This window comes from Acinetobacter guillouiae CIP 63.46, from assembly GCF_000368145.1.
GTDB lineage: Bacteria > Pseudomonadota > Gammaproteobacteria > Pseudomonadales > Moraxellaceae > Acinetobacter > Acinetobacter guillouiae.
Genome location: NZ_KB849283.1, coordinates 1,408,911 through 1,432,186 on the forward strand (window position 1 = coordinate 1,408,911; position 23,276 = coordinate 1,432,186).

The following is a 23,276-nucleotide window of genomic DNA, read 5'->3' on the forward strand; positions in this document are numbered from 1 at the left end:
TCATTACGATTTAACTTATAATAATTCGCTAAATCTCACTATTACTTAACCTTTGCTTTAATTTTAGATCCGGATGACTGATAAACATAAGACCACTACTTCGCGACTTCTCAATTTTTTCAGTCGACTGCCGATCCCAATCGCGCGTTTTATTGCGCGCATTTTGGCAGGACTGGTCAATTTATTACATATCACAAAAACATCTGAAACCATTCGTCTAAATATTGAAATTTGCTTTCCAGATCTTGATAAACCTAAACGCGAGAAAATTACAGAACAGGCGATCCGTAACGAACTACAATCCTATATGGAGTTTTTTACGGTTTGGGGCAGTTCCAATCAAAAAAATATCGATCGTATTCATCATATTGAAGGTGAACATTATTTCCATGAGGCCATTGCTGAAAAAAAAGGCCTCGTACTAATCGTGCCTCATTTTGGTACTTGGGAAATTATGAATGCATGGTTTGCCCAATATACCCAAATGACCATTATGTATGAACCGATTAAGGATGAGAGTGCGGATCGTTTTGTACGTGCAGCGCGAAGTCGTGAAAATGCCAGCTTAGTTCCAACAGATGAATCTGGTGTACGACAAATATTTAGGGCGTTAAAACAAGGTGGTACAACTGTGATTTTGCCTGATCATTCACCCCACCAAGGTGGAGAACTGATTGAATATTTCGGGATTCCACTCTCTTCGAGTAATTTAAGTGCCAAACTGATCCAAAAAACCAAATCCAAAGCACTTTTCTTATATGCAATCCGAAATGACAATCAGGGTTTTGATATGGTGGTTCAGCCGATTGATGAAAAGATCTATCAGGTGGATGCCAATCAAGGTACGCATATCATTTACACTGCGCTGGAAAAATTAATTTGCCAATATCCAGAACATTATCACTGGAGTTATAAACGCTTTAAAGCTCATCCAAAACTCAAACAGATTTATAATGTACCCAATAAAGAAGCGATGGAAATGGTCACTTCAGTCCGCAATGATGCGATCACGGAAAGCGAACCACTTTAAAGTTTGGCGATAACCAGTCACATCCATCTGCCCTTGTGGATTTAGCTTAAATTGGATAGAGCCTTGCTCAATCGTGGTTTTGGCTGGAATATTCAACACCTCTAGCCGTCTTAATACAATCGGATGTGGATGACCATAACGGTTGGCATATCCAGCCGATACAATCGCAAGTTTAGGCTGTAACTGCTTTAAAAAGGCATAAGAAGAGCTATTTTTACTGCCATGATGACCCAGTACTAAGACATCTACCTTTAAATCGGGATATTGTCTTAACAGATTAAATTCCGTTTCCCATCCCGCATCCCCCATCAATAAAAAGTTTTGATATGACTTTGATTGAGGGACTTGAATATAGATCACACAAGATAGTTCATTTCGATCATAGGCAGCTTTACTTAGGCTATTTTTATCAGGTGCCAGAACTGAAATTCGAACATCTTCATATTGCCAATATTGCCCTTGATGGCAATAGTCAAAGTCATGCAGGTTAAAACGTGTATCTGTTTCATTTGAATAGACTTTGTTCATTTTGATTACTTTCTCTATTTCTGCAAATGCACCACTATGGTCTTGATCTAAATGCGTCAAAAGCACCTGATCCAATTGGGCAATCCCTTGTCGCATTAGATATGGAATGATGACATTTTTGCCGATACTAAATCTTGCTTCATCAAATGAACCTCCTGTATCAATCAGCATTTTATGTTGGGGTAGGTTTAAAAAAATGGCCTGCCCTTGCCCAACATCTATGATATCCAGTTGAAATATTGCAGAACTCTTATGCGAGATCACTAAGGGGATTAAACAAAGTATTGCCCAAAATTTTGGCAGTACACCTTTGGGCAAAAATAAAATAAAAACAGCCAAAGCGATGCAAACAATTTCTAGCGAATTAAATGCCCACCAATTCAGTTTAAAATTGAGCAGCTGATCTAATCTTTCCAGCAGGTACAGCAATATAGACAATAAAAGATCAGAAATTTTAAAGAGCCATAATCCTAAAGGTTCAAACAGCATACTTATACATGCGGCCAAAACTTCAATGGGAACAATCAGTGCACCGATCATTGGAATTGCAAGCAAATTGCTCAAGGGTGTAATCCACGAAAATTGTTGAAAAATCCACAGCACCACTGGCAGTAATGCAATAAATATTTTCCATTGGGAATCAATCAATACCCGTATAAATAGCTTGGCCTTGGTCTTCCATGTCTCTACAGTTGGGAGAGCATGTTGTTGAACTGTTTGATAGACGCGAATCAAAATAAAACAGGAACCAAAGGACAGCCAAAAAGCAGAAGATAAAATACTAAAAGGATCAAGCAGCAATAAAATACTGGCCGTCAATAATAAATGTTTAAGCGGTTGAATTTTTTGCTTGAATAAAATAATAACGCTTAGAATTGAAACTGTTAGCATGGTTCTTAATGCAGGTATTTCAAAACCAACAAAAGCACTATAAAACACCACACAAGCTAAAAATGGATAAACCAATAAATAAGGTTGTGGAATATTCAAAAAAATCTGTGGATAAACTCTTTTAATGCTTGAGTTAAATAAAAAGCAAAACAATATGGCAAAAATTAATACGTGCGGCCCAGAGATTGCAAGTAAATGAGAAATACCCATGGTTTTGAATAAGTCTTGAGTTTCTTTTGCCAATAAACTTTCATCCCCTGTCAATAATGCTAGGACTAAGCCCTTATTTTTTAAAGAAGAATCAGCAATTAAATCGCGAAACTTTAAACGTAAGTTCTCGATACTAAGTTGAATTCTATATCGCACGCTATTTTGTTGCTCAACAAATGTGCTATAGCCCAATTGCTTCACTTGATTTTCATCGATATGTTCAACCGACTGGGGCTTGAATACAGCCAGAATATTTTCTTGTAAAAACCATTTTTCTTTATCAAAAACTCCAGCTACAGCATAACCATGAATCGGTTTAATTTGCCCTGTAACCCGATAATATTGCCCCAGTTGGATCATTTCAGACTGTGAGTCATCCAGATACATCAATATTTGTCTGACTTTGTTGGGTTCGAGTAGCAATACTTTTTGTTGGATACGCTGTTGAGTATTAGGCAATTGAGTGTTGGAGGATGAGTCTGTTGGCTTAATCGTATTTATGCAAGAAATATAAATAATCTTTTCAATTTGATGATGTGGTGTATCACGTAAACTTAATCTTTTTTCAAGTGCGAAATCTGCATAATAAAAACCAAGGAGACCACTTGATATCCCCACTACACTGAGAGAAACCAACTTAAATACAACAGAATTGATCAAGCTATAGTTTAAGCATCGACATACACATAACACTAGGCTTAATGCTAAGCTGATCCAAATCAAGAGATTAAAGTAAGCGGGTGAATAATATCCCATAAACGAGATACCCAATATCCATCCGATTAAAGCAATGTACATATACATAGTTTTTCTATTTATTGTTTTCAGTGTTTATTTATTGATTAAGCCCAATCAGATTGGGCTTAACTTTAAAAATTATACATCAATTCAGCATGATATCATCAAAATAAATGCTGACTTAACCATCGATCCAGATACCATCTTGCATATGTAGGATTCTATCTGCTGATTTTGCCAGTTGCTCATCATGCGTCACAATCAACATAGCCATATTAAATTCCTCACGTAAATCACGCAGTAATTCAAAAATAGATTTTGCTGTTTTGCGATCCAAGTTTCCTGTCGGTTCATCGGCTAACATTAACTTCGGTTGAGTGACCAAAGCACGTGCTAAAGCCACACGTTGGCGTTCACCGCCTGATAACTCACCAGGTTGATGCGTTAAACGATGTGATAATCCAACCCGTTCAAGTAGATATTCAGCACGTTCTTTAACCTTTTTATACTCTGCATCTTTTCTTAACATCAACGGCATCGCGACATTTTCAAGGGCAGTAAATTCAGGCAGTAAATGATGAAACTGATAAACAAATCCTAGATGTTCATTACGTAAGAAACCACGTTCAGCTTCACCTAAGTTATCAAAACGTTTGCCATTTAAATTGACAAGACCTTGGGTCGGACGATCAAGACCGCCCAAAATATGCAAGAGTGTGCTTTTACCTGAACCACTTGAACCCACGATAGAGACAAACTCACCTTGCGCGACTTGCAAAGATAAACCTGTAATGACGTCTACATGCGACTTGCCATCCGTAAACGATTTATAGATATTTTGCGCCTCTAAAACCACTGGACTTTGTGTAGCACTATTCATAACGAAGCGCCTCCGCAGGTTGAATTTTAGCTGCTCGCAATGCAGGATAAATGGTTGCAATAAAGCTTAGGCCTAAGGACAAGCTCACAATCACCACTACATCTTGCCATCTTAAATAAGAAGGTAAGTAGTTGATAAAATAAGCATCGAATAAATGTAATCCAAATGCAGTATTCAACCAGCCAATAAAGTTACTGATTCCTAATGCAGAGATAATCCCCAAGATTGCACCAGCAACCGTTCCAACCACACCAATCACAGTACCTTGCACCATAAAAATGCGGGTAATTGTTGCTGGTGATGCGCCTAATGTTCTTAGAATCGCGATGTCTGATTTTTTATCCGTCACAACCATGACCAATGAAGACACAATATTAAATGCAGCAACAAGCACGATGAGGAATAACAATAGACTGACCATTGCCTTTTCCATTTGGATTGCGCTGAATAAATTACCATGCGTATAGGTCCAATCTGAGGCATAGAAACCGCTCGGTAACTCACGAACAATTTCATTGGCAACCTGTGGCGCTTGGAAAATATCATCCAATTTCATACGCACACCTTGTGCACCGTCAGGTAGACGTAATAGTGTAGATGCATCATTGAGTGCGATGTAACCTAAACTCGAATCAACTTCTGCACCAATACTAAAAATACCGACGATTTTAAAACGTTTAAAACGTGGTACAACGCCTGCTGGCGAAGGGGTTGCTTCAGGTAAAACCAAGGTAACATTGTCATTGAGACCAAGGCCTAACGCATCAGTCATTTGTTTGCCTAGAACAATGCCATATTCACCTTTTTTTAGTTGATCTATGCTACCTTCCACCATATGATTTTGGATAATTGAAACCTTCTTTTCATATTGAGGTTCAATACCGGTCACCATGATCCCAGCGACTTGTCCTTGTGCGGTAAGCATACCTTGTAGTTGTGTAAATGGAGCAACACCAGTTACATGCTTATGTTGTTCAATTTTCTTTGCAAGCACAGGCCAGTCTGTTAGAATTTGTGTTGAAGAAACAGTGGCTTGAGGTATCATACCTAAAACACGGTTCTTTAACTCTCGGTCAAAACCATTCATAACAGATAAAACTGTAATCAGTACAGCAACCCCTAAGGTTAGACCGATCATGGAAACCAAAGCGATAAAAGAAATAAAGTGATTACTACGCCGTGCGCGAGTGTATCTCAACCCTATATACAGCGAGATTGGTTTAAACATACCATTCTAGTCCGAGGTGTTTTATGGAAGCGTTACAGCATCAAAATGAAGCAAATGAACGTCGTGTCATGTCACGAATCGATGCTGCGTTAAGGATCAACTATCAAATCATTTCTGAAGAAGTTGCGCTGAACGATCCATATGATGCTAATTTTGTATTACCGCGCTATTTTCTACTACTTGCAGAATTAGATCAATTTGATCATGCACTTCACTACGAATTAGAACAATTAAATGAAAAAGATCAACAAATTGCTCGAATCTTATCCTTATTCAACCAAAAGTTAAACCTTATTACTGGTTCTCTTTACGATTCTATTGTACAAACCATGTTACCAACGCCACAAAAAGTCAATTTTTCTGAAAGTGGCTTCAGTTTTACCAGTCAACAATACCTGAAACAAGGTAGCTTTATTCATGTCACCCTGAGTCATCCTGAAAATTTCTTCCATATTGCAGCAACGGCACAAATTGCGTACTCGGAACCTGCTGAAAATGAGCAATATCGTGTAGGTGCTTACTTCATTACCTTACATCCACAAGATAAAGTCAAACTGGCTGAATGTATTCAACAGAACATCACCCTACAGAATAATTGATATTGAACATATGGACTCTACTTTATTCGCTTTTGCCTTGATTGCCTTAGGTATGTCACTCACCCCTGGCCCAAATATGATTTATCTGATCTCAAGGTCCTTATGTCAGGGCAAAACTGCGGGAATGGTTTCATTGGGCGGCACAGCACTCGGTTTTATATTTTATATGTTGTGTGCTGCTTTTGGGATCACCGCTTTATTAATGACGATTCCAGTTGCATACGATGTTTTAAAAATTGCTGGTGCGCTCTACTTGATTTATCTTGGCTGGAAAGCAATTCGCTCTCCTCACTCGCCTTTTGAGATTGCCAGTCAACAGTCTTATTCTAATTCAAAACTATTTTTGATGGGCTTTTTGACCAATCTACTCAATCCTAAAATTGCGATGATGTATTTAGCTTTGTTGCCACAATTTATCAAACCACACCAAGGCGATGTTTTAGTGCAAACGCTGAGTTTAGGTTTTGTGCAAATTGTGATTAGCCTACTCGTCAACATGCTGTTGATTTTTACTGCCAGTTCATTTACCCAATTTTTAAATCGTCACGCACTTTGGTTAAAAGTACAAAAATGGTTTATGGGTACGGTGTTTTTTGGCTTAGCAACACAAATCATGCTGAGCTCCAAAAGATAAAACCAAGCAACCTAATATAAATTTAAAATTTTTCAATAAGATGTAGCCGAACCAGCTATATAGTAATACGCATCAACATATATCCAATGATATCCATCTTAGCCACACCCATAAAAAACGACTCAAAGTGGAGTATTTACTTTGAGTCAAATGCACTAATTTAAAAAGTTTCTTTTTGATAAGCAATTATTCTGCCAACTTATGAATTCGCTTGGCATAACTTGAATGGGCAGAATGATCAAGCTTAGTCAAAATACCATTATCCCCCAAGATACGACGGGCACCTGTTTGCGCCCATTGCGGCAATAAAGCATAAGCACTATGTACTGATTGTAAGTAATCAGGTACCGCAATAAATAACCGTGGCTTAATTAAAGCACTCACAACTGCATCGGCAACCTGTTGTGGTGTCACCGCTGGAATCGTTTTTGCCGCATTTTCAGTTCCAGCGGTGAGCTCTGTCAGCACTTTACTGGGTAAAATTGCCGTGAACTGAATAGCAGAATCACGAAACTCACCTGCAACTGCTTCGGTGAGACCAATCACAGCAAATTTAGTCCCTGAATAAACCGCTGAACCTGGTAAGGCAAAGCGCCCTGCAAGTGATGCGATATTAACAATATGGCCTTGTTTATATTTAAGCAATTCAGGAAGTGCCAACTGCATTCCAATGATGACACCACGAAAGTTAATATCAATCTGTGCATCTGCTAAAGCGGGATCTTCATCCAGAAAAGCCCCCATCGGCATAATCCCAGCATTATTCACTAAAGCATAAAGACTGCCATAATGTTGAATGGTATTTTGAATAAATTGGGCAAATGATTCACGATCACGCACATCCACTTTAAAAGCTTTGGCACCAATACGTTGTGCTTCTTTTTCAGCAAGTGCAAAATCGAGATCACCAATACTGACTTTTGCACCTTGTGCAATTAAAGCTTCCGCGGTAGCTAAACCAATACCACGTGCGGCACCAGTAATCGCAATCACTTTGTCTTTTAATTTTTGTTTTTTAAACATTGCGTTATCCTTTATTTAAAATCTTGGTAAATTTCATATCCATCCTCTTTATTTAGGTTTGAATATGATGAAAGTTAAAATCTCTTTCTCATACAACATCTTCTTGCTTTAAGCTTGTGCTTGGTTCAGGTTGATGATCAATCAGATACTCAGCTAAATTAAAATGTTTCATCTTTTCTCGGAGTTTATAGGTTGACCATGGCCAAACTGTACTGTTACGTCCATTACGATCAATAAAATAGCTTTGACATCCACCCTTATTCCATACTGTGGTTTGCAAAGCTGCTTGGACTTTTTCATTAAAAACTTTGGTGATTTTGGGATTTGGTTCAATGGTCTTGATGCCCAATTGAATTGCCTGTTTCAAAGCATCGATAATGTAATCAAGCTGAGCTTCAATGATAATAAATGCTGAAGAACTCACAGCGACATTGGGACCAAACATCAGAAAGCCGTTTGGACAATTTTCTATCATTGTCCCCATATAGCCCTCAGGACTCCCCTGCCAAACATCTGACATCCGTTGTCCAAAACGGTTATAGACACGATTGGCAATGGGTGGTTCTGCAATTTCAAACCCTGTACCCAGAATAATCACATCCGCTTCACAATGTTCACCATTACTTGCAATTAAGGTATTCCCTTTAATTTCAGATAAACCACTGGCAATCACCTCCACATTGTCTTGTGCTAAAGCGGGATACCAATTGTTGGATTGCAAAATACGTTTACAACCAATAATAAAATTGGGGGTTAATTTTTCTCGTAGGCGCGGATTTTTAATATGGTAAGTTAAATGCCATTTGGCTAATTTTTGGAATTGCCTCATTGCCGCAGGACTTTGAATTCCACCGTTTATCGTTTCAAAAATTCCATAGACTGAGCCTCGCATCAGCTGTTGAGTCAGTGGTAACAGCTTAAACATGGCACGAACAGGTGCAAGTAATGGCATGTCAGACTTTGGCAAAATCCATTGTGCAGTACGTTGAAAAATCGTCAGTTGTTTAACTTGGGGTTGAATCTGCGGAACAAACTGGATGGCCGAAGCACCTGTACCAATCACCGCAATTCGTTGAGCTGTTAAGTCCAAATCATGCCGCCATTGTGAAGAATGGAAAATTTCTCCTTTAAAGCTTTCAATACCTTTAACATCAGGCAATACAGGTTCATGCATAGGGCCACAAGCAAGAATTGCAAATTGAGAGCGCAACTCGCCCTGTTCGGTTTGGATAATCCAGCAATGTTCCACATCGGACCACTGTGCTTGTAAAACTTCACGATTCAAATGCACATGTGGCATGACCTTGTACTTATCGACCACATCAAATAAATATTGTTTAATTTCTTTTTGCTGTGCAAAGACCCGTGACCATGCAGGGTTTTGTTCAAAAGAGTATGAATAGAGCGCCGATGGTACATCACAGGCACAACCTGGATAGGTATTTTCACGCCAGACCCCGCCCATTTCAGCAGCCTTTTCCAGCAATATAAAATCTTCAATCCCTGCTTGTTTTAATTTGATTGCGGCACCAAGACCAGCAAAACCACCACCCACGATAATCACTTTATAAAAGTTTTTATCTTTGGTACTTTTTTTCATTTGTTCCATGTTGAAAATCGCTTAGAATATAAACAATAGGAATACAATGTCAAAAACGGAATGACTTGTCAATTTCCATTGTTTAACAATTTTGAATATTTATTTGGTATTCTTTGCCTATGAATGAACCAACTTTAACTCGTGCAGAACGTCAACGTATCCAATTACAAGCTGATATTTTAGAAGCTGCGTTTTTAGAATTTTCTGAGCGTGGATACCATCAAACAGCGATTTCAGATATAGCCAAACGCTTAGGCATTGGTCATGGTACTTTTTATCGCCATTTTGAAAATAAACGCGATATCTTGCAGCATGTTATTTCTGATACCATGCAAAAAATCATGGCATTGCTTACCGGTGAAAATGCACCTCAAGCAGTGAATAATATTGAAGAGTACCGTGAACAATGTCAGCGAATTTCTGAACGCTTCCGTCTTTTTGCACAAGAGAATCCTCTAACTCTAAAATTATTATTACTTGAAGCAACCTCAATAGATGCTGAAATGACCAGATTTATTCAAAACTTGATGCAAATGGCGGGTATTTTTACTGCCAACTTTTTAAAACATGGGGTAGATTCTGGCTTTTTTCGTGAAAATTTAGATTGTGAAAATACGGGGCATAATATCATTGGGATGATTACCAATGGGGCTTTACGCTTTTTAGCCAATCATGAAGATCTCAAAGGTTTAAAAAACTATGGCGATTCGATTATTGAATTAATCATAGGCGGAGTTGCTAAGCCATCAGCCTGATTTATAGCAATCAACAGAATATAAATTAAACTGTTTTCTTTATCTCATTCAATCCTACGGGTTATGGTTATCTTGTGAAGACATCAATCTCACCCATGGACGGAGATATAGCCTCAATACAGTTTTTTATTTTTTATCCTAAGATTGAAATAATACTTAAATTTACTCAAAAACTGTCCATAACATAGATTATGGGCAGTTTTTAATGAGATAAAATATTAGACTTCTTTCATAAGTCCTTTTTAAAACCATAAATCAATATAAAATCCCCCTCATCCTAGCCTTCTCCCAGAGGGAGAAGGAACTTTCAATACCAATATGATTCACTCCACATGATCATTTTTTGATTTATGAAAGATCTTTATTGAAGATAAGTTTGCATTTTTAAATGCTATTTTTTATAACGAATACAATTACGCCCATCTTTTTTTGCCAGATATAAATATTCATCAGCAGCTTTAAACACCTTATGGATGTCGGTAGAAATTTCAGGCCAATGCGCAATCCCTATTGACACGGTAATCGCAGGTATTTCTCCGATTGGCGTTACTTCTAATGCCTGCCGAATCCGTTCTGCAATATTAATGGTTAAATTTTGGCTATCAATCGGGCTTAGAATCACAAATTCTTCTCCACCAATCCGACAACAAACATCAATATTCCTAACACAATCTTTAATATTTTGTGCAGTCTTGGTCAGGACTAAGTCGCCTTTTTCATGTCCATATTGATCATTAATTTTTTTAAAATAATCGATATCCACAGCAATAATTGCAAATGGTGCGTCATTTTTCATTAAGCGTTCAATATGTAACTCCATCCCTCTGCGGTTATAAAATCCTGTTAACGGGTCTGTATTTACATAATGATTGAGTGTAGAGATTTTTTTCTTAAAATTTGAAGAACTCTGTAACAGTGAGCGTTTAAAATTTCTCACTTCATAATATAAAGCATCTACATCTTTAATTTGAGTTGCAGTCTCTGGGTTATTGAGATGACTCGCCATGGTTGCTAAGCGGTTTAAAGGCGCTGAGATATAATATGATATCTTCCAAATAATCAAAAAGATCAAAATATAAAAACCAAGCATATAAGCAATAATTTTATAAATCAGATATGGAACTTTTTCTAAAAGCTTATGGGTCGGTTGTTGTGAAACGATGATCCAGTTGGTATGACTGACTCTGGCAAAGCCCGCTAAATTATCTACGCCTTTGCTATTGATGAGTCTTATTTTTCCAATCATATGACTGGTCATATAGTTAAGACCGGTATTGTCTGTTGCAAGAGTACCAATTCGACTCGCTTCAGGATGAAAAATAATTTTTCTGTTGCTATCCAATACATACATATAACTGTCTTTATAGTTAAAGCTCAGTGTCAATAACTCGTTAATGATATTTTTTTCTTTTAAATAAATTGCACCACCAATAAAGCCCAGATACTTTTTATCTTTATCAAAAATAGGCTGTGAAATAAAAACAATTAAATTGTTTTTGATTGAATAATATGGGCTTGTGATCACTGTCTTTTGCGTTTCAATGGACTGTTTAAAGCCTAATGTTGTATTCACCACATTTTTATTAATGGCAATTTTTGAAGGTGAGTAATTCAGTACATGCCCGTATTTATCCGAAATAATCACACTGTCAAAGTAATTCGATTGAAATTTTAGTCGATCCACTTCCAACTGTTTAAATTGCTCATCATTAAATGAATCCCCCAGCAAAGTGGCACTATAATTTAACTGCTTTAACACAGTCTGAATTTGAGAATCCGTTTTTTGGGCAATCTTAGTGGCATATTCCATATTTACTGAAAGAGAAGTATCTAGTAGTTCTTTTTTTTGAATAGAATAATTCACGAAAAGTGAAGCAATAAATAGAATAGCGATGCTGAATATTGCTAAAAAAAGAATAAGTTTTCTCAGATTTAACTTTAAACAAAATATGAGTTTTTTCAGTTTCATGAGGTCATTTGCAAAACAGCATTTGATTGAATTTTATTCTTTTTTACTTAGTATTACTACAATATTTTTACCATTGTTTAATTTATTTTCATGATTTTTAAATGGTTTCCATTAACATAATTTTTAAGAAAATTTGTTGAAGATAATCATCAGGCTTTGCTCAATGAATTTTTAGCGACTTTAACTCAGTATATAAACCATGCGAAAGTATACAAATGACGAATATATTGCCCCATAAAAATAAACTGAATAAGGTGTAAATTAAACCAAAAAAATACCTGTATTATTTTATTTCCCCATGGCTATATGCCTTTACTATAGGCACTACAGATATCATGAGGCTAACTAAGAATTGCTTGAAGTTGCATATCATTTTAGCGTATTTCGGAAGTCATATGTTCTATTAAGTGAAATGCTTAAAATGATTTAAATCACACCATTATCTTTTTTATTTTAACGTTTCTATCCTAGAAAAATAAATAGAAAATGCACATGAATAAGAATTATTTTACTCAATGGATCTATGAACCTTTGAACAGAATATTTTGATCATCGTAGTCTTCTAAAAATGATACTCTCGTCAACCTTATCTGACAGTTATCGATTTTATCGTATATCTGTCAGATTAAAGCTATATTTGGCTTTTAAGGATCACAAACCATCTTTACTCTGTTTACATCCAATCACCATAATACTCGTAATAATATCACCTGGACCCGTCAGTGCTGTGATATTACAAAGGTATTGAGCATGCTCTTGTACAGCGTTTTGATAGTATCCTGTTGGACGATATTGATTTTCATAAATAGCGCCAACAACGCCTTGCCCGCCGGTTTGACCAACGACACGCTGACCCGCATATTCAGTTCCCGTTTGCACAAATTGCTGTACAACACGTTGTGAAACAATCGAATTTTCCCACATTGCAGAGCCACCTAATTTACTCGCTGGGACGCGATAAGTTGGTGAGCCAAAGATTCCGATCGCTTTATTTACATGTTGTCCGACCAATTTATCAGCAGCCTGTTGCACAGGATTAGGTGTTGAAACACAACCAGTGAGTAACAAGCCTAATGTGAATACAGCCAAAATACCTGCGACTCTATGTTTATCTCCCTTACTCTGGCGTTGTCGGTTATTGCTTGTACTGATTGTCAATTGTTGTTTACTGATCATAAGAAAGTTTCCTTTTGCTTACGCTGATGATTTATCTACACTAAAACCAATAAAATTTTTTATAAAACACTTCGATGCTTTAGACATCATGAGCAATCATAAATTATGGATCAAGATAATATTCAGCCCGCACATTGCCTTGTTCCAATTCATAAGCGCGTTCAGCCACACGTTCAAGCGACTGTCGGTCACAATCCAATGCGGTCAAGTTTTTACCCGAAGGTTTAACTGCATTTTCATCATCAAATACAGCTTGATCACATTGATCATCTTTAAAATTTTGCAAAGATTGCCACTCTACTTGAGCATCAGCTAATCTGCTTTGTTGATATGCTGAGAGCTTGGGTGTTAGTTTTTTTACGGCCTGATTTAATCTTTCATTCTGACCTAAATGCTCTGCACTAATACACAGTTGCTTGTTCCCTGTGGTTTTTGCTGTATTTATACAGCTTTGGTAGGTTTTTGAGTATTGCAATGTCGGTGCAGCTGATAACAAAGTCGCAAAGCTACATAAGCTACCAATGCTCAAAATATAGAAGTATTTTGAGTATATTTTATTCATATTCTTAACTACTTTCTAAAAAGGTTTATTGCAGAAGTGTCTATAATTTATTCACATACTAGATATAATTTATAGTTTAATTCATGTGAAATTAAAACCATAAAAAGGCAAATACTTTACAAAATTTAAGACATTTTATTCAGACTATATTTAGTCTTATCCATACAATTCGGCCTTGCTAAAATTAAGCCTATAAATTTTTATTACATTGCATGCTGAACGAGAACAAAATTTTTCTTTGCTTAAAGCACAAGCAGTAGCGTAAGGTTAGAATGTGTTTCTATAGTCAACCTGTTAGAAAAACTCAGACGCATAAATATAATTTCTACTAATTAATTATTTTCAATTAAATCAATTGCATGGAAAATAAATTATTTGATTGTAAGAAGGCTTACAATGCCACACCTTACTTTCAAAGTTTAAATACCCTTGCGTAGGCGATGCCTCACTTTTCTTAGGAATGCCAAACCTTGCGCTGCAAACAAAGCAGTGCTTTGTTTTTGCTCATGTTTGGCGAGGGGTACGTCCTGTACCCCCGCCCAACGGCGACATCCCTGTCGCCCCACGGTAGAATAACCATCTAGGATTCAAAATTACAAAAAAATGAATTGATAACCAACAGTTTCTAAAAGTTCACACAAAAACATAATCCTCTTTTATCAACAAAGGTTTTATAGAAATAATTTGTATGAACAATCAGGTGGTTTGACTACTCTATCTAATTAACAGCAAAAATCTATATACAAAATAAGGCAGTACAAAGTTGATGCTAAGATGAACTCAGATTGTTGAGATGTTATTACTGTGCAATACAAGACGCTAAATAAGATAATTATTATTCAATAGATTCTGTAAAGTTCGCTGTTTAAATAGACCGTTAAAATGCGTTTTAAACAGATAAAAAATGACCTTAGCGAAGATACGCTAAGGTCACGTTTACAACAAATAAATTAGCCCGGGAAAATACCGCGTTCCATACGTGCTTTTAAGATACGCTCACAACCTAAAATAAAGGCAGCCGTTCTTAAACTACATACTTTATCATTTGAGGTCTGCCATACGTCATTAATCGCTTGAACCATTAATTTATCGAGTCTTTGGTTGATTTCTTCTTCCGACCAGAAGTAGCTTGACATATCTTGAACCCATTCAAAATAACTGACCGTTACACCACCCGCATTACAAATCACATCAGGTACAACCGTAATACCACGTTGGATTAAGATATCATCTGCTTCTGGATAAGTTGGACCGTTTGCACCTTCGAGTACCAATTTCGCTGTTAATTTCTGTGCGCGTTCAACCGTGATTTGACCTTCCAATGCGGCAGGAATCAAAATATCCATTTCAACATCCCAGAAATCTTCATCGCTAATCGCTTGAGCACCAGCAAAGCCACCCACACCTTGATTACTTTCTAGATAAGTTTTTAAAGCAGCTAAATCAATACCTTGAGGATTATAAATCGTCCCTGTATGGTCTTGAATCGTTACAATAATAGATTTCGAATCGGCAAATAGATATGCAGCTTCACTACCAACGTTACCAAAACCTTGGACAGCAACTCGTGCACCCTCTAAAGGAAGTTTAATTTTTGCGGCAACTTGTTGACCGGTAATAAATACACCACGACCCGTTGCTTTAATACGTCCTAAAGAACCACCTAAATGAATTGGCTTACCTGTAACAACGCCTGTTACGGTATGGCCTTGACCCGAAGAATATGTATCCATAATCCAGCCCATAACGTTAGGATTGGTGCCAACATCCGGCGCTGGAATATCTTTTTGTGGGCCAATGATATGGCTAATTTCACTGGTATAACGACGTGTTAAGCGCTCTAACTCACGTGGAGAAAGCTGGCGAGGATCAACACGAACACCACCTTTTGCACCGCCAAAAGGTAGATTTAAAACCGCAGTTTTAATGGTCATCCATGCAGAAAGTGCCATCACTTCATTGAGATCTACATCTGGATGGTAACGAATACCGCCCTTACCTGGACCACGCGATAAGTTATGTTGAACGCGATAGCCTTCGAAATGACGGATTGTGCCATCATCCATTACAATGGGTACATCGACAATCAAAGCACGCTTTGGTCGCTTTAAAGTGTCGACATAATCTTTCAGATGTTCTAAATACGGTGTAACTCGCTCGATTTGTTCGAGGTAGGTAGACCATGGACCGTTATTTTGAGAGATATAAGATAAATTAGACATACTTTGCTTATCCTTTTGATGAAGTCACTTGAATCATCAATCAAATATGTAGTTAAAAATAATATAAGCGGCTAATTTGGCAGTTCTGTTGTCCAAATCAAACCGCGGATTACATTCAGCCACATCAAAAACTTTGATCTTGCCAGTTTTTTTTATGGCTTCTAATAATGGGTCAAAAATAGATAAATCGATTCCTTTCACCGCAGGTGCGCTGACACCCGGCGCAATGCTAGCGTTAAATACATCAAGGTCAACCGTAATATACAAATAGTCTACTTTTTTAATAAAATTATTTATTCTTAAGATTAAATTTTCAACATTTTGCAGTTTTAATTCATAATCGTAAATATAATTACAGTTTAAACGCTCTGCTGTGTCAAACAAAATTTTAGTATTTGAATGCTTGGCAACACCGATACACATGTAGTTAAATTCTTGATGAAACTGTTCTGATAGTTTAGCTGCATTTAAAAAAGGTGTGCCTGAAGTGACCTGTTCAGCTTCACGCAAATCAAAGTGTGCATCGAAGTTAATAATGCCAATTTTCTTATTCAGATGATTATTTTGAATGTATTGAAATAAACCAGAAAAACTGCCAAAGGCAACTTCATGCCCACCGCCTAACACAATCGGCTTCATATCGGAATTTAAACTACGTTCGACTTGATGCGCCAATTCCGCCTGTGCTATTTCAAGTTCAGCATGATCACAAAGCACGGTGCCTAAATCGATAATGGTCACAGGTTGATGCACAGGTAAATTTGCCAATTGAGCACGAATCATATCTGGTGCATCCGCTGCACCTAAGCGTCCATGGTTGCGTTTAACACCTTCATCTGAACTAAAACCAATAAAAGCAAAAGATGCTTGAGGACTGGTATTGATCACTTGATGGAGACGTAGATGTGCATCACCTTCCCCATCTTGTCGTCCTTGCCACTTAAATGAATGATTCATTATTAATATCACTTTATAAAAATTAATCTCAAGCTGAGATCAAGATTTCATTTCCATGTTGGATGATTCGTTTTGCTAAATCACCGCCAAGCCAATACACAATCTCAGAAGGATGCTCAATATCCCAAGCAATAAAATCCGCCACTTTACCCTGTTCTAATGTGCCATGCGTATCTTGTAAGCCGAGTGCATAAGCAGCATGCGTTGTGACACCTGCGAGTGCTTGTTCTGGTGTTAAACGGAATAATGTACTACCCATATTCAGCATTAAACGTAATGACAAGGCTGGCGATGTTCCTGGATTTAAATCACTGGATAATGCGATACGTACACCATGTTGCTGCAAACTATCTAAAGGTGGATACTTGGTTTCTCTCAGAAAATAGAATGCTCCCGGCAATAACACAGCAACTGTGCCTGAAGCAGCCATGGCTTTGGCATCAGCTTCAGTCATGTATTCCAAATGATCTGCGGATAAAGCATGGTAACGTGCAGCAAGCGTTGAACCACCGAGGGACGAAAGTTGTTCTGCATGTAATTTAACAGGTAGGTTTAATGCCTGAGCTGCTTTAAAAACACGTTCAACTTGTGCAGGTGAAAATGCCAAATGCTCACAGAAAGCATCGACTGCATCGACTAAACCTTCTTGATGCAGTTTGGGTAACATCTCCGTACAGATATGCTCAATATAAGCATCACTTTGATCTTGATACTCAGGTGGCAAAGCATGCGCTGCCAAACACGTACTTTTTACAGTCATCGGTAAAGTTTGAGCGACTTGACGAATCACACGGAGCATTTTACGTTCATTGCTATAGTCCAGACCATATCCCGACTTAATTTCAATGGTGGTTACACCATCTTTAAGCATACAACGAATACGTTTGAGTGCCGAAGCAAGGAGCTGCTCTTCGCTTGCTTCTCGTGTTGCTCTTACAGTGCTTGCAATACCACCGCCACTCGCTGCGATTTCCGCATAACTGACACCTTGCAAACGTTTTTCAAACTCAACACTGCGATTTCCGCCAAATACACTATGCGTATGACAATCAATTAAACCGGGAGTCACCCATGCGCCATTGAGGTCAATAATCTCAGCATAGTCATCTACAGGAACATCTTTTTCTGCGCCAATCCAGTGAATATGTTGTGCTAAAGTGACGATTGCAGCAGATTCAATACTGGAATATTGCCCATCTTGCATGGTTGCAACATGACAGTTTGTCCAAAGTTTTTTCATTGACATTTCCTCTTGCTGCTCATGCTTTAATCACGCTTGAGCAGCTTCAGTATCAGCTTTCCATTTCGATGTTTTGTTGGAGATCTGGTTTTTCTTTTACTGAATTTTGCTTGGGCTTCACCCATATCGTGTAAGCAATCCAGAGTAAAACTAACCATGTTATACCGACATAAAGTGCAGGTCTTGAGTCTGGGAAATATCCCATCATGGCTAAAATAAACAGCATAAATACAATGGCAAATGCAGGTGCATAAGGCCAGCCAATCACAGGAAAATCTAATGCTTTAATTTCTGATTTAGACAGTTTACGGCGCATACCCACTTGAGAAAGTAAAATCATTAACCATACCCAAACCGTTGCAAATGTTGCAATTGAAGCGATGATAATAAATACATTTTCGGGGATCAGATAATTAAGCACGACGCCGACAAGTAACACACCAGCCATCACTACAACAGTCATCCAAGGAACACCATTACGTGAGAGTTTCTGGAACACTTGAGGTGCTTGTTTATGCTTAGACATACCATACAGCATACGTCCTGCACCAAATACATCACTATTGATCGCGGAAATTGCAGCTGTAATCACCACAATATTTAAAACAGTTGCTGCAGATTTGATGCCTAAATTTTCAAAAATTTGTACAAATGGACTGCCTTGGCTACCAATTTGATTCCATGGGAAAATCGACATCAATACAAAAATTGTCAGAATATAAAAAAGTAAGATACGTACAGGAACCGCATTAATCGCACGAGGAATCGACGTTTTCGGATCTTGTGATTCACCCGCTGTAATCCCAATGATTTCGATGCCACCGAATGCAAATACCACAACTGATAAGCAGGCAACTAAACCCATAATCCCATTGGGCATAAAACCTTCATGTATCCATAGGTTTTGGATACCTGGTACAAAGCCTGTGTGATCTGCATTAAAGCCGTAGAACATCAGACCAAAACCACCCAAAATCATGGCAACAATAGCGCTGACCTTGACGATGGATAGCCAGAACTCGACTTCACCAAAGACTTTAACGTGAATCAGGTTAATTGCCCCTAAGAACATAATCAGCGATAAAATCCAAATCCATCGTGGCACATCGGGGTACCAAAACCCCATATAGATACCGAAAGCAGTCACGTCAGCCAAGGCGACAATGATCATTTCAAAGACGTAGGTCCAACCTGTGGTAAAACCAGCTAAAGGACCAATATAATTTGAGGCATATTCACTAAAAGAACCTGATACGGGGTTATGAACAGCCATTTCCCCTAATGCTCGCATCACGATATAAATTGCAATCCCTGCAACCATATAAGCAATTAAAACAGACGGACCTGCCATTTTAATTGCCGTTGCTGATCCATAGAAAAGCCCCGTGCCAATCGCTGAACCCAATGCCAAAAAGCGGATATGACGGGTGTTTAACCCCCGCTGTAATGTGGAGTGTTGTGACATTATAATCTCCAATCCTTGAGGAAATTTAGTTAGATTCGGTCACTCCATGTGACCGTTTTATTGATCACACTTCAGACAAGCTCGGTAATAGCTTCGCAATGAGCAATTCGTTCAGGCAACCACTTGCGAGCAATTCACTTGCTTGTTCGATATCTGGCGCGAAGAAACGATCTTCACTGTAATACGCCACTTGATCACGCAGAATTTTGCGGGCACGTTCAAGTTTAGGAGAGCTTTTCAATCCTTCACGGAAATCAAGTCCTTGACATGCACCTAACCACTCAACTGCAAGAATGCCGCGAACGTTATCAGCCATATACCACAAGCGTTTTCCTGCATTAGGCGCCATGGAAACATGGTCTTCCTGATTTGCAGAGGTCGGTAAACTATCAACACTGGCAGGATGTGCAAGTGCTTTATTGTCACTGGCCAACGCAGCGGCTGTTACTTGAGCAATCATAAAGCCCGAATTCACCCCACCATTGGCAACCAAAAATGGAGGAAGCTGTGACATATGGCGATCCATCATCATGGAAACACGACGTTCAGACAGTGAGCCAATCTCAGCAATCGCTAAGGCCAAATTATCAGCAGCCATTGCAACGGGTTCAGCATGGAAGTTACCTGCTGAGATTACGTCACCTTCTGCCGCAAACACCAATGGGTTATCTGAAACTGCATTCGACTCAATCGCTAATACTTCTGCTGCTTGACGAATTTGCGTTAAACAAGCCCCCATCACTTGAGGTTGGCAACGCAGTGAATACGGGTCTTGAACCTTGCTACAATCTTCATGTGAATGAGCGATTTCACTTGATTCAGTCAATAAGTCACGATATGCAGCGGCAACATCAATTTGACCACGCTGACCACGAACTTCATGGACACGTGCATCAAATGGTGCACGTGAACCGAGCATAGCCTCAACGCTTAATCCACCACAAACGGTCGCAGCAGCAAATAAATCTTCTGCTTCAAATAGACCACGTAATGCGTATGCTGTTGAAACCTGAGTACCATTTAAAAGTGCCAAACCTTCTTTAGCCGCTAAAGTAATAGGTTCTAAACCTGCAATTTTAAGTGCATCCACTGCTGGTAACCATTCCCCTTTATAGCGTGCTTTACTTTCACCGAGTAAAACCAGAGACATATGTGCAAGGGGTGCCAAGTCACCAGAAGCGCCGACTGAACCTTTTAATGGAATATGCGGATAGACTTCTGCATTGATCAAGGCAAGGATTGCATCAATCACTTTAGGACGGATACCAGAAAACCCACGTGCCAAACTATTGGCCTTTAACAACATAATTAAGCGAACCATCGCATCATCTAAAGGTACGCCCACACCAGCGGCATGAGAAAGTACCAATGAGCGTTGTAATTGTTCTAAGTCTTCAGGGGCAATTTTACTTGAAGCGAGTAAGCCAAAACCAGTATTGATTCCGTAAGCTGTGCGTCCTTCATTCACAATTTTTTCGACACACGCAACACTTGCATTGATGCCAGCATAAGCACTGTCATCCAGTTTAACTTTAATTGGATTTAAATACGCTTGGCGAAGATCTGCGAGTGTGAGCTTGCCTGGTTGAATTAAGAGTTCCATTTTGACGTCCTGTTTTGCGCTATATTGTTCTCTTACGATGCCGTTTACACAATTGCAAAAAGCATCGTAATGTCCATGTCTTTTATTTGGTGATCATCGGCAAGTTCAAACCTTGCGCTTTGGCACATTCAACGGCGATATCATAACCAGCATCTGCATGACGCATTACGCCTGTTGCTGGGTCATTGGTCAACACACGAGCAATACGTGCTGCTGCTTCATCCGTACCATCACAAACAATCACGACACCTGAGTGTTGAGAGAAGCCCATTCCTACACCACCACCGTGATGTAATGAAACCCAAGTCGCACCACCTGCTGTATTAAGTAAAGCATTCAGCAATGGCCAATCAGATACAGCATCAGAACCATCTTGCATTGCTTCAGTTTCACGGTTTGGACTGGAAACTGAGCCTGAGTCTAAATGATCGCGACCTATGACGATTGGTGCTGAAAGCTCACCACTACGTACCATTTCGTTAAATGCCAGACCTAATTTTGCACGCAAGCCTAAACCAACCCAGCAAATACGTGCTGGTAAGCCTTGGAAGCTAATCCGTTCTCTTGCCATGTCTAACCAACGATGTAAATGTTCATCGTCTGGAATCAATTCTTTAACTTTTGCATCTGTTTTATAGATATCTTCAGGGTCACCTGAAAGTGCAACCCAACGGAATGGTCCAATACCACGACAGAATAATGGGCGGATATAGGCAGGTACAAAACCTGGGAAATCAAATGCGTTTTCTACGCCTTCTTCCTGCGCCATTTGACGAATATTATTGCCATAGTCAAAGGTTGGAACACCCATTTTTTGGAAATCCAACATCGCTTGTACATGCTTTGCCATAGATTGTTTTGCAGCTTTTACCACTGCTTCTGGCTCAGTTTTGGCACGTTGACGATATTCTTCCCATGTCCAACCAATTGGTAAATAGCCATTGAGAGGATCATGTGCACTGGTTTGATCCGTCACCATGTCCGGATGAACACCACGGCGAATCAATTCAGGTAAAATCTCAGCTGCATTGCCATGTAGCGCAATCGAAATCACTTTGCCTTCTTTGGTATAACGATCAATTCGCGCTAAAGCATCATCTAAATCTGTGGCTTGCTCATCGACATAACGTGTACGTAAACGGAAATCAATACTGGCTTGCTGGCATTCGATATTGAGCGAGCATGCACCTGCCAATGTCGCAGCTAAAGGCTGAGCCCCTCCCATTCCACCTAAACCAGCAGTCAACACCCAACGACCTGTTAAGTCACCGTTGTAGTGCTGGCGACCAGCTTCAACAAAAGTTTCATAGGTGCCTTGTACAATGCCTTGGCTGCCGATATAGATCCAAGAACCTGCGGTCATTTGGCCATACATTGCCAAGCCTTTAGCATCTAGCTCGTTGAAATGTTGCCAATTTGCCCAATGTGGAACTAAGTTTGAATTGGCAATAAGAACACGTGGTGCATCTTTATGTGTTTTGAACACACCAACTGGTTTACCTGATTGAACCAATAAAGTTTCGTCATTTTCTAAAGTTTTAAGTGTTTCAACAATCTTGTCATAACATTCCCAATTACGTGCAGCACGACCAATACCACCGTAAACAACAAGCTCTTTTGGATTCTCTGCGACATCAGGATCAAGATTATTCATCAACATACGCAGTGGAGCTTCAGTCAACCAACTTTTTGCATTGAGCTTAGTACCACGAGGTGCGCGAATTTCTACATCACGAAATTTTGTTGTCGTTGTTGTCACAATAGGACTCCTTCCTTTGAGTTTAAACCAGCAAATTAAACTGCATTCACTGTATAGCAATGTACTAACTTATATATACATCTATATACTACACAAATCTTTAATATTGAAAAGATGCTTTTTAAATTATTTTTAAAAAAATTTATAAACATATAAAATAAATAGATTTATTTTTCATAAAAACAAAAAAACGCAGACAACTTAAGG

18 protein-coding genes are annotated in these 23,276 nt (G+C 38.6%); 4 read left to right on the forward strand and 14 right to left on the reverse strand.

Annotated features, from left to right (window positions below):
• Positions 1-73: 73 nt before the first annotated feature.
• Positions 74-1,030 (forward strand): lysophospholipid acyltransferase family protein, encoded by a 957-nt coding sequence (locus F981_RS11695; protein WP_004721768.1) that lies wholly within the window; start codon positions 74-76, stop codon positions 1,028-1,030.
• Here the strand turns inward: F981_RS11695 and F981_RS11700 are convergent.
• From F981_RS11700 to F981_RS11710, 3 genes are all read right to left on the reverse strand, one after another.
• Positions 989-3,463 (reverse strand): DNA internalization-related competence protein ComEC/Rec2, encoded by a 2,475-nt coding sequence (locus F981_RS11700; protein ID WP_004721771.1) that lies wholly within the window; start codon positions 3,461-3,463, stop codon positions 989-991. The genes F981_RS11695 and F981_RS11700 overlap by 42 nt on opposite strands.
• A 115-nt stretch (positions 3,464-3,578) precedes the next feature.
• Positions 3,579-4,277 carry a lipoprotein-releasing ABC transporter ATP-binding protein LolD gene (gene lolD, locus F981_RS11705; RefSeq protein ID WP_004721773.1) on the reverse strand — a complete coding sequence of 233 codons (699 nt, stop codon included), beginning with the start codon at positions 4,275-4,277 and terminating at the stop codon, positions 3,579-3,581.
• Complete coding sequence (locus F981_RS11710; RefSeq protein WP_004721775.1) at positions 4,270-5,505, reverse strand: lipoprotein-releasing ABC transporter permease subunit; 1,236 nt, start codon at positions 5,503-5,505, stop codon at positions 4,270-4,272. The genes lolD and F981_RS11710 overlap by 8 nt, the downstream gene beginning before the upstream one ends.
• Positions 5,506-5,528: 23 nt before the next feature.
• On the opposite strand from F981_RS11710, the gene F981_RS11715 reads away from it, so the two are divergent.
• Together F981_RS11715 and F981_RS11720 are read left to right on the forward strand one after the other, a co-directional pair.
• Positions 5,529-6,104 carry a PilZ domain-containing protein gene (locus F981_RS11715; RefSeq protein WP_004721776.1) on the forward strand — a complete coding sequence of 192 codons (576 nt, stop codon included), beginning with the start codon at positions 5,529-5,531 and terminating at the stop codon, positions 6,102-6,104.
• 10 nt (positions 6,105-6,114) lie between these two features.
• On the forward strand, positions 6,115-6,738 hold the full coding sequence (locus F981_RS11720) for a LysE family translocator (protein ID WP_004721778.1): 624 nt from the start codon (positions 6,115-6,117) through the stop codon (positions 6,736-6,738).
• A gap of 186 nt (positions 6,739-6,924) precedes the next feature.
• Here F981_RS11720 and F981_RS11725 read toward each other — a convergent pair whose 3' ends face one another.
• A complete protein-coding gene (locus F981_RS11725; protein ID WP_004721779.1) occupies positions 6,925-7,761 on the reverse strand; it encodes an SDR family oxidoreductase in 837 nt (278 codons plus the stop codon).
• Positions 7,762-7,849: 88 nt separating this feature from the next.
• Positions 7,850-9,370 carry a flavin-containing monooxygenase gene (locus tag F981_RS11730; protein WP_004721782.1) on the reverse strand — a complete coding sequence of 507 codons (1,521 nt, stop codon included), beginning with the start codon at positions 9,368-9,370 and terminating at the stop codon, positions 7,850-7,852.
• A gap of 110 nt (positions 9,371-9,480) precedes the next feature.
• On the opposite strand from F981_RS11730, the gene F981_RS11735 reads away from it, so the two are divergent.
• On the forward strand, positions 9,481-10,116 hold the full coding sequence (locus tag F981_RS11735; RefSeq protein WP_004721784.1) for a TetR/AcrR family transcriptional regulator: 636 nt from the start codon (positions 9,481-9,483) through the stop codon (positions 10,114-10,116).
• Between the two features lie 391 nt (positions 10,117-10,507).
• Here F981_RS11735 and F981_RS11740 read toward each other — a convergent pair whose 3' ends face one another.
• The 9 genes from F981_RS11740 to hutU all read right to left on the reverse strand — a co-directional run bounded on the left by F981_RS11740 (position 10,508) and on the right by hutU (position 23,069).
• A complete protein-coding gene (locus F981_RS11740) occupies positions 10,508-12,085 on the reverse strand; it encodes a sensor domain-containing diguanylate cyclase (RefSeq protein ID WP_004721786.1) in 1,578 nt (525 codons plus the stop codon).
• A gap of 651 nt (positions 12,086-12,736) precedes the next feature.
• Complete coding sequence (locus F981_RS11745) at positions 12,737-13,261, reverse strand: hypothetical protein (protein ID WP_004721788.1); 525 nt, start codon at positions 13,259-13,261, stop codon at positions 12,737-12,739.
• Positions 13,262-13,364: 103 nt separating this feature from the next.
• On the reverse strand, positions 13,365-13,823 hold the full coding sequence (locus F981_RS11750; RefSeq protein ID WP_004721790.1) for a lysozyme inhibitor LprI family protein: 459 nt from the start codon (positions 13,821-13,823) through the stop codon (positions 13,365-13,367).
• 950 nt (positions 13,824-14,773) lie between these two features.
• The gene (locus F981_RS11755; protein WP_004721791.1) at positions 14,774-16,045 is read right to left on the reverse strand and encodes a Glu/Leu/Phe/Val family dehydrogenase; all 1,272 of its coding nucleotides are present in this window, start codon (positions 16,043-16,045) and stop codon (positions 14,774-14,776) included.
• Positions 16,046-16,081: 36 nt separating this feature from the next.
• Complete coding sequence (gene hutG / locus F981_RS11760) at positions 16,082-17,002, reverse strand: formimidoylglutamase (protein WP_004721794.1); 921 nt, start codon at positions 17,000-17,002, stop codon at positions 16,082-16,084.
• 28 nt (positions 17,003-17,030) lie between these two features.
• On the reverse strand, positions 17,031-18,242 hold the full coding sequence (gene hutI / locus F981_RS11765; protein ID WP_004721795.1) for an imidazolonepropionase: 1,212 nt from the start codon (positions 18,240-18,242) through the stop codon (positions 17,031-17,033).
• Positions 18,243-18,294: 52 nt separating this feature from the next.
• A complete protein-coding gene (locus tag F981_RS11770; protein ID WP_004721798.1) occupies positions 18,295-19,707 on the reverse strand; it encodes an amino acid permease in 1,413 nt (470 codons plus the stop codon).
• Between the two features lie 64 nt (positions 19,708-19,771).
• Positions 19,772-21,310 (reverse strand): histidine ammonia-lyase, encoded by a 1,539-nt coding sequence (gene hutH / locus F981_RS11775; RefSeq protein ID WP_004721800.1) that lies wholly within the window; start codon positions 21,308-21,310, stop codon positions 19,772-19,774.
• Between the two features lie 82 nt (positions 21,311-21,392).
• On the reverse strand, positions 21,393-23,069 hold the full coding sequence (gene hutU, locus F981_RS11780) for a urocanate hydratase (protein WP_004721803.1): 1,677 nt from the start codon (positions 23,067-23,069) through the stop codon (positions 21,393-21,395).
• Between the last annotated feature and the right edge of the window lie 207 nt (positions 23,070-23,276).

Bases quoted from the DNA above. Each gene is read 5' to 3' on its own strand.
- F981_RS11695 (WP_004721768.1), top strand. From the start codon at position 74: ATGACTGATAAACATAAGACCACTACTTCGCGACTTCTCAATTTTTTC.
- F981_RS11700 (WP_004721771.1), bottom strand. From the start codon at position 3,463: ATGTATATGTACATTGCTTTAATCGGATGGATATTGGGTATCTCGTTT.
- lolD (WP_004721773.1), bottom strand. From the start codon at position 4,277: ATGAATAGTGCTACACAAAGTCCAGTGGTTTTAGAGGCGCAAAATATC.
- F981_RS11710 (WP_004721775.1), bottom strand. From the start codon at position 5,505: ATGTTTAAACCAATCTCGCTGTATATAGGGTTGAGATACACTCGCGCA.
- F981_RS11715 (WP_004721776.1), top strand. From the start codon at position 5,529: ATGGAAGCGTTACAGCATCAAAATGAAGCAAATGAACGTCGTGTCATG.
- F981_RS11720 (WP_004721778.1), top strand. From the start codon at position 6,115: ATGGACTCTACTTTATTCGCTTTTGCCTTGATTGCCTTAGGTATGTCA.
- F981_RS11725 (WP_004721779.1), bottom strand. From the start codon at position 7,761: ATGTTTAAAAAACAAAAATTAAAAGACAAAGTGATTGCGATTACTGGT.
- F981_RS11730 (WP_004721782.1), bottom strand. From the start codon at position 9,370: ATGGAACAAATGAAAAAAAGTACCAAAGATAAAAACTTTTATAAAGTG.
- F981_RS11735 (WP_004721784.1), top strand. From the start codon at position 9,481: ATGAATGAACCAACTTTAACTCGTGCAGAACGTCAACGTATCCAATTA.
- F981_RS11740 (WP_004721786.1), bottom strand. From the start codon at position 12,085: ATGAAACTGAAAAAACTCATATTTTGTTTAAAGTTAAATCTGAGAAAA.
- F981_RS11745 (WP_004721788.1), bottom strand. From the start codon at position 13,261: ATGATCAGTAAACAACAATTGACAATCAGTACAAGCAATAACCGACAA.
- F981_RS11750 (WP_004721790.1), bottom strand. From the start codon at position 13,823: ATGAATAAAATATACTCAAAATACTTCTATATTTTGAGCATTGGTAGC.
- F981_RS11755 (WP_004721791.1), bottom strand. From the start codon at position 16,045: ATGTCTAATTTATCTTATATCTCTCAAAATAACGGTCCATGGTCTACC.
- hutG (WP_004721794.1), bottom strand. From the start codon at position 17,002: ATGAATCATTCATTTAAGTGGCAAGGACGACAAGATGGGGAAGGTGAT.
- hutI (WP_004721795.1), bottom strand. From the start codon at position 18,242: ATGAAAAAACTTTGGACAAACTGTCATGTTGCAACCATGCAAGATGGG.
- F981_RS11770 (WP_004721798.1), bottom strand. From the start codon at position 19,707: ATGTCACAACACTCCACATTACAGCGGGGGTTAAACACCCGTCATATC.
- hutH (WP_004721800.1), bottom strand. From the start codon at position 21,310: ATGGAACTCTTAATTCAACCAGGCAAGCTCACACTCGCAGATCTTCGC.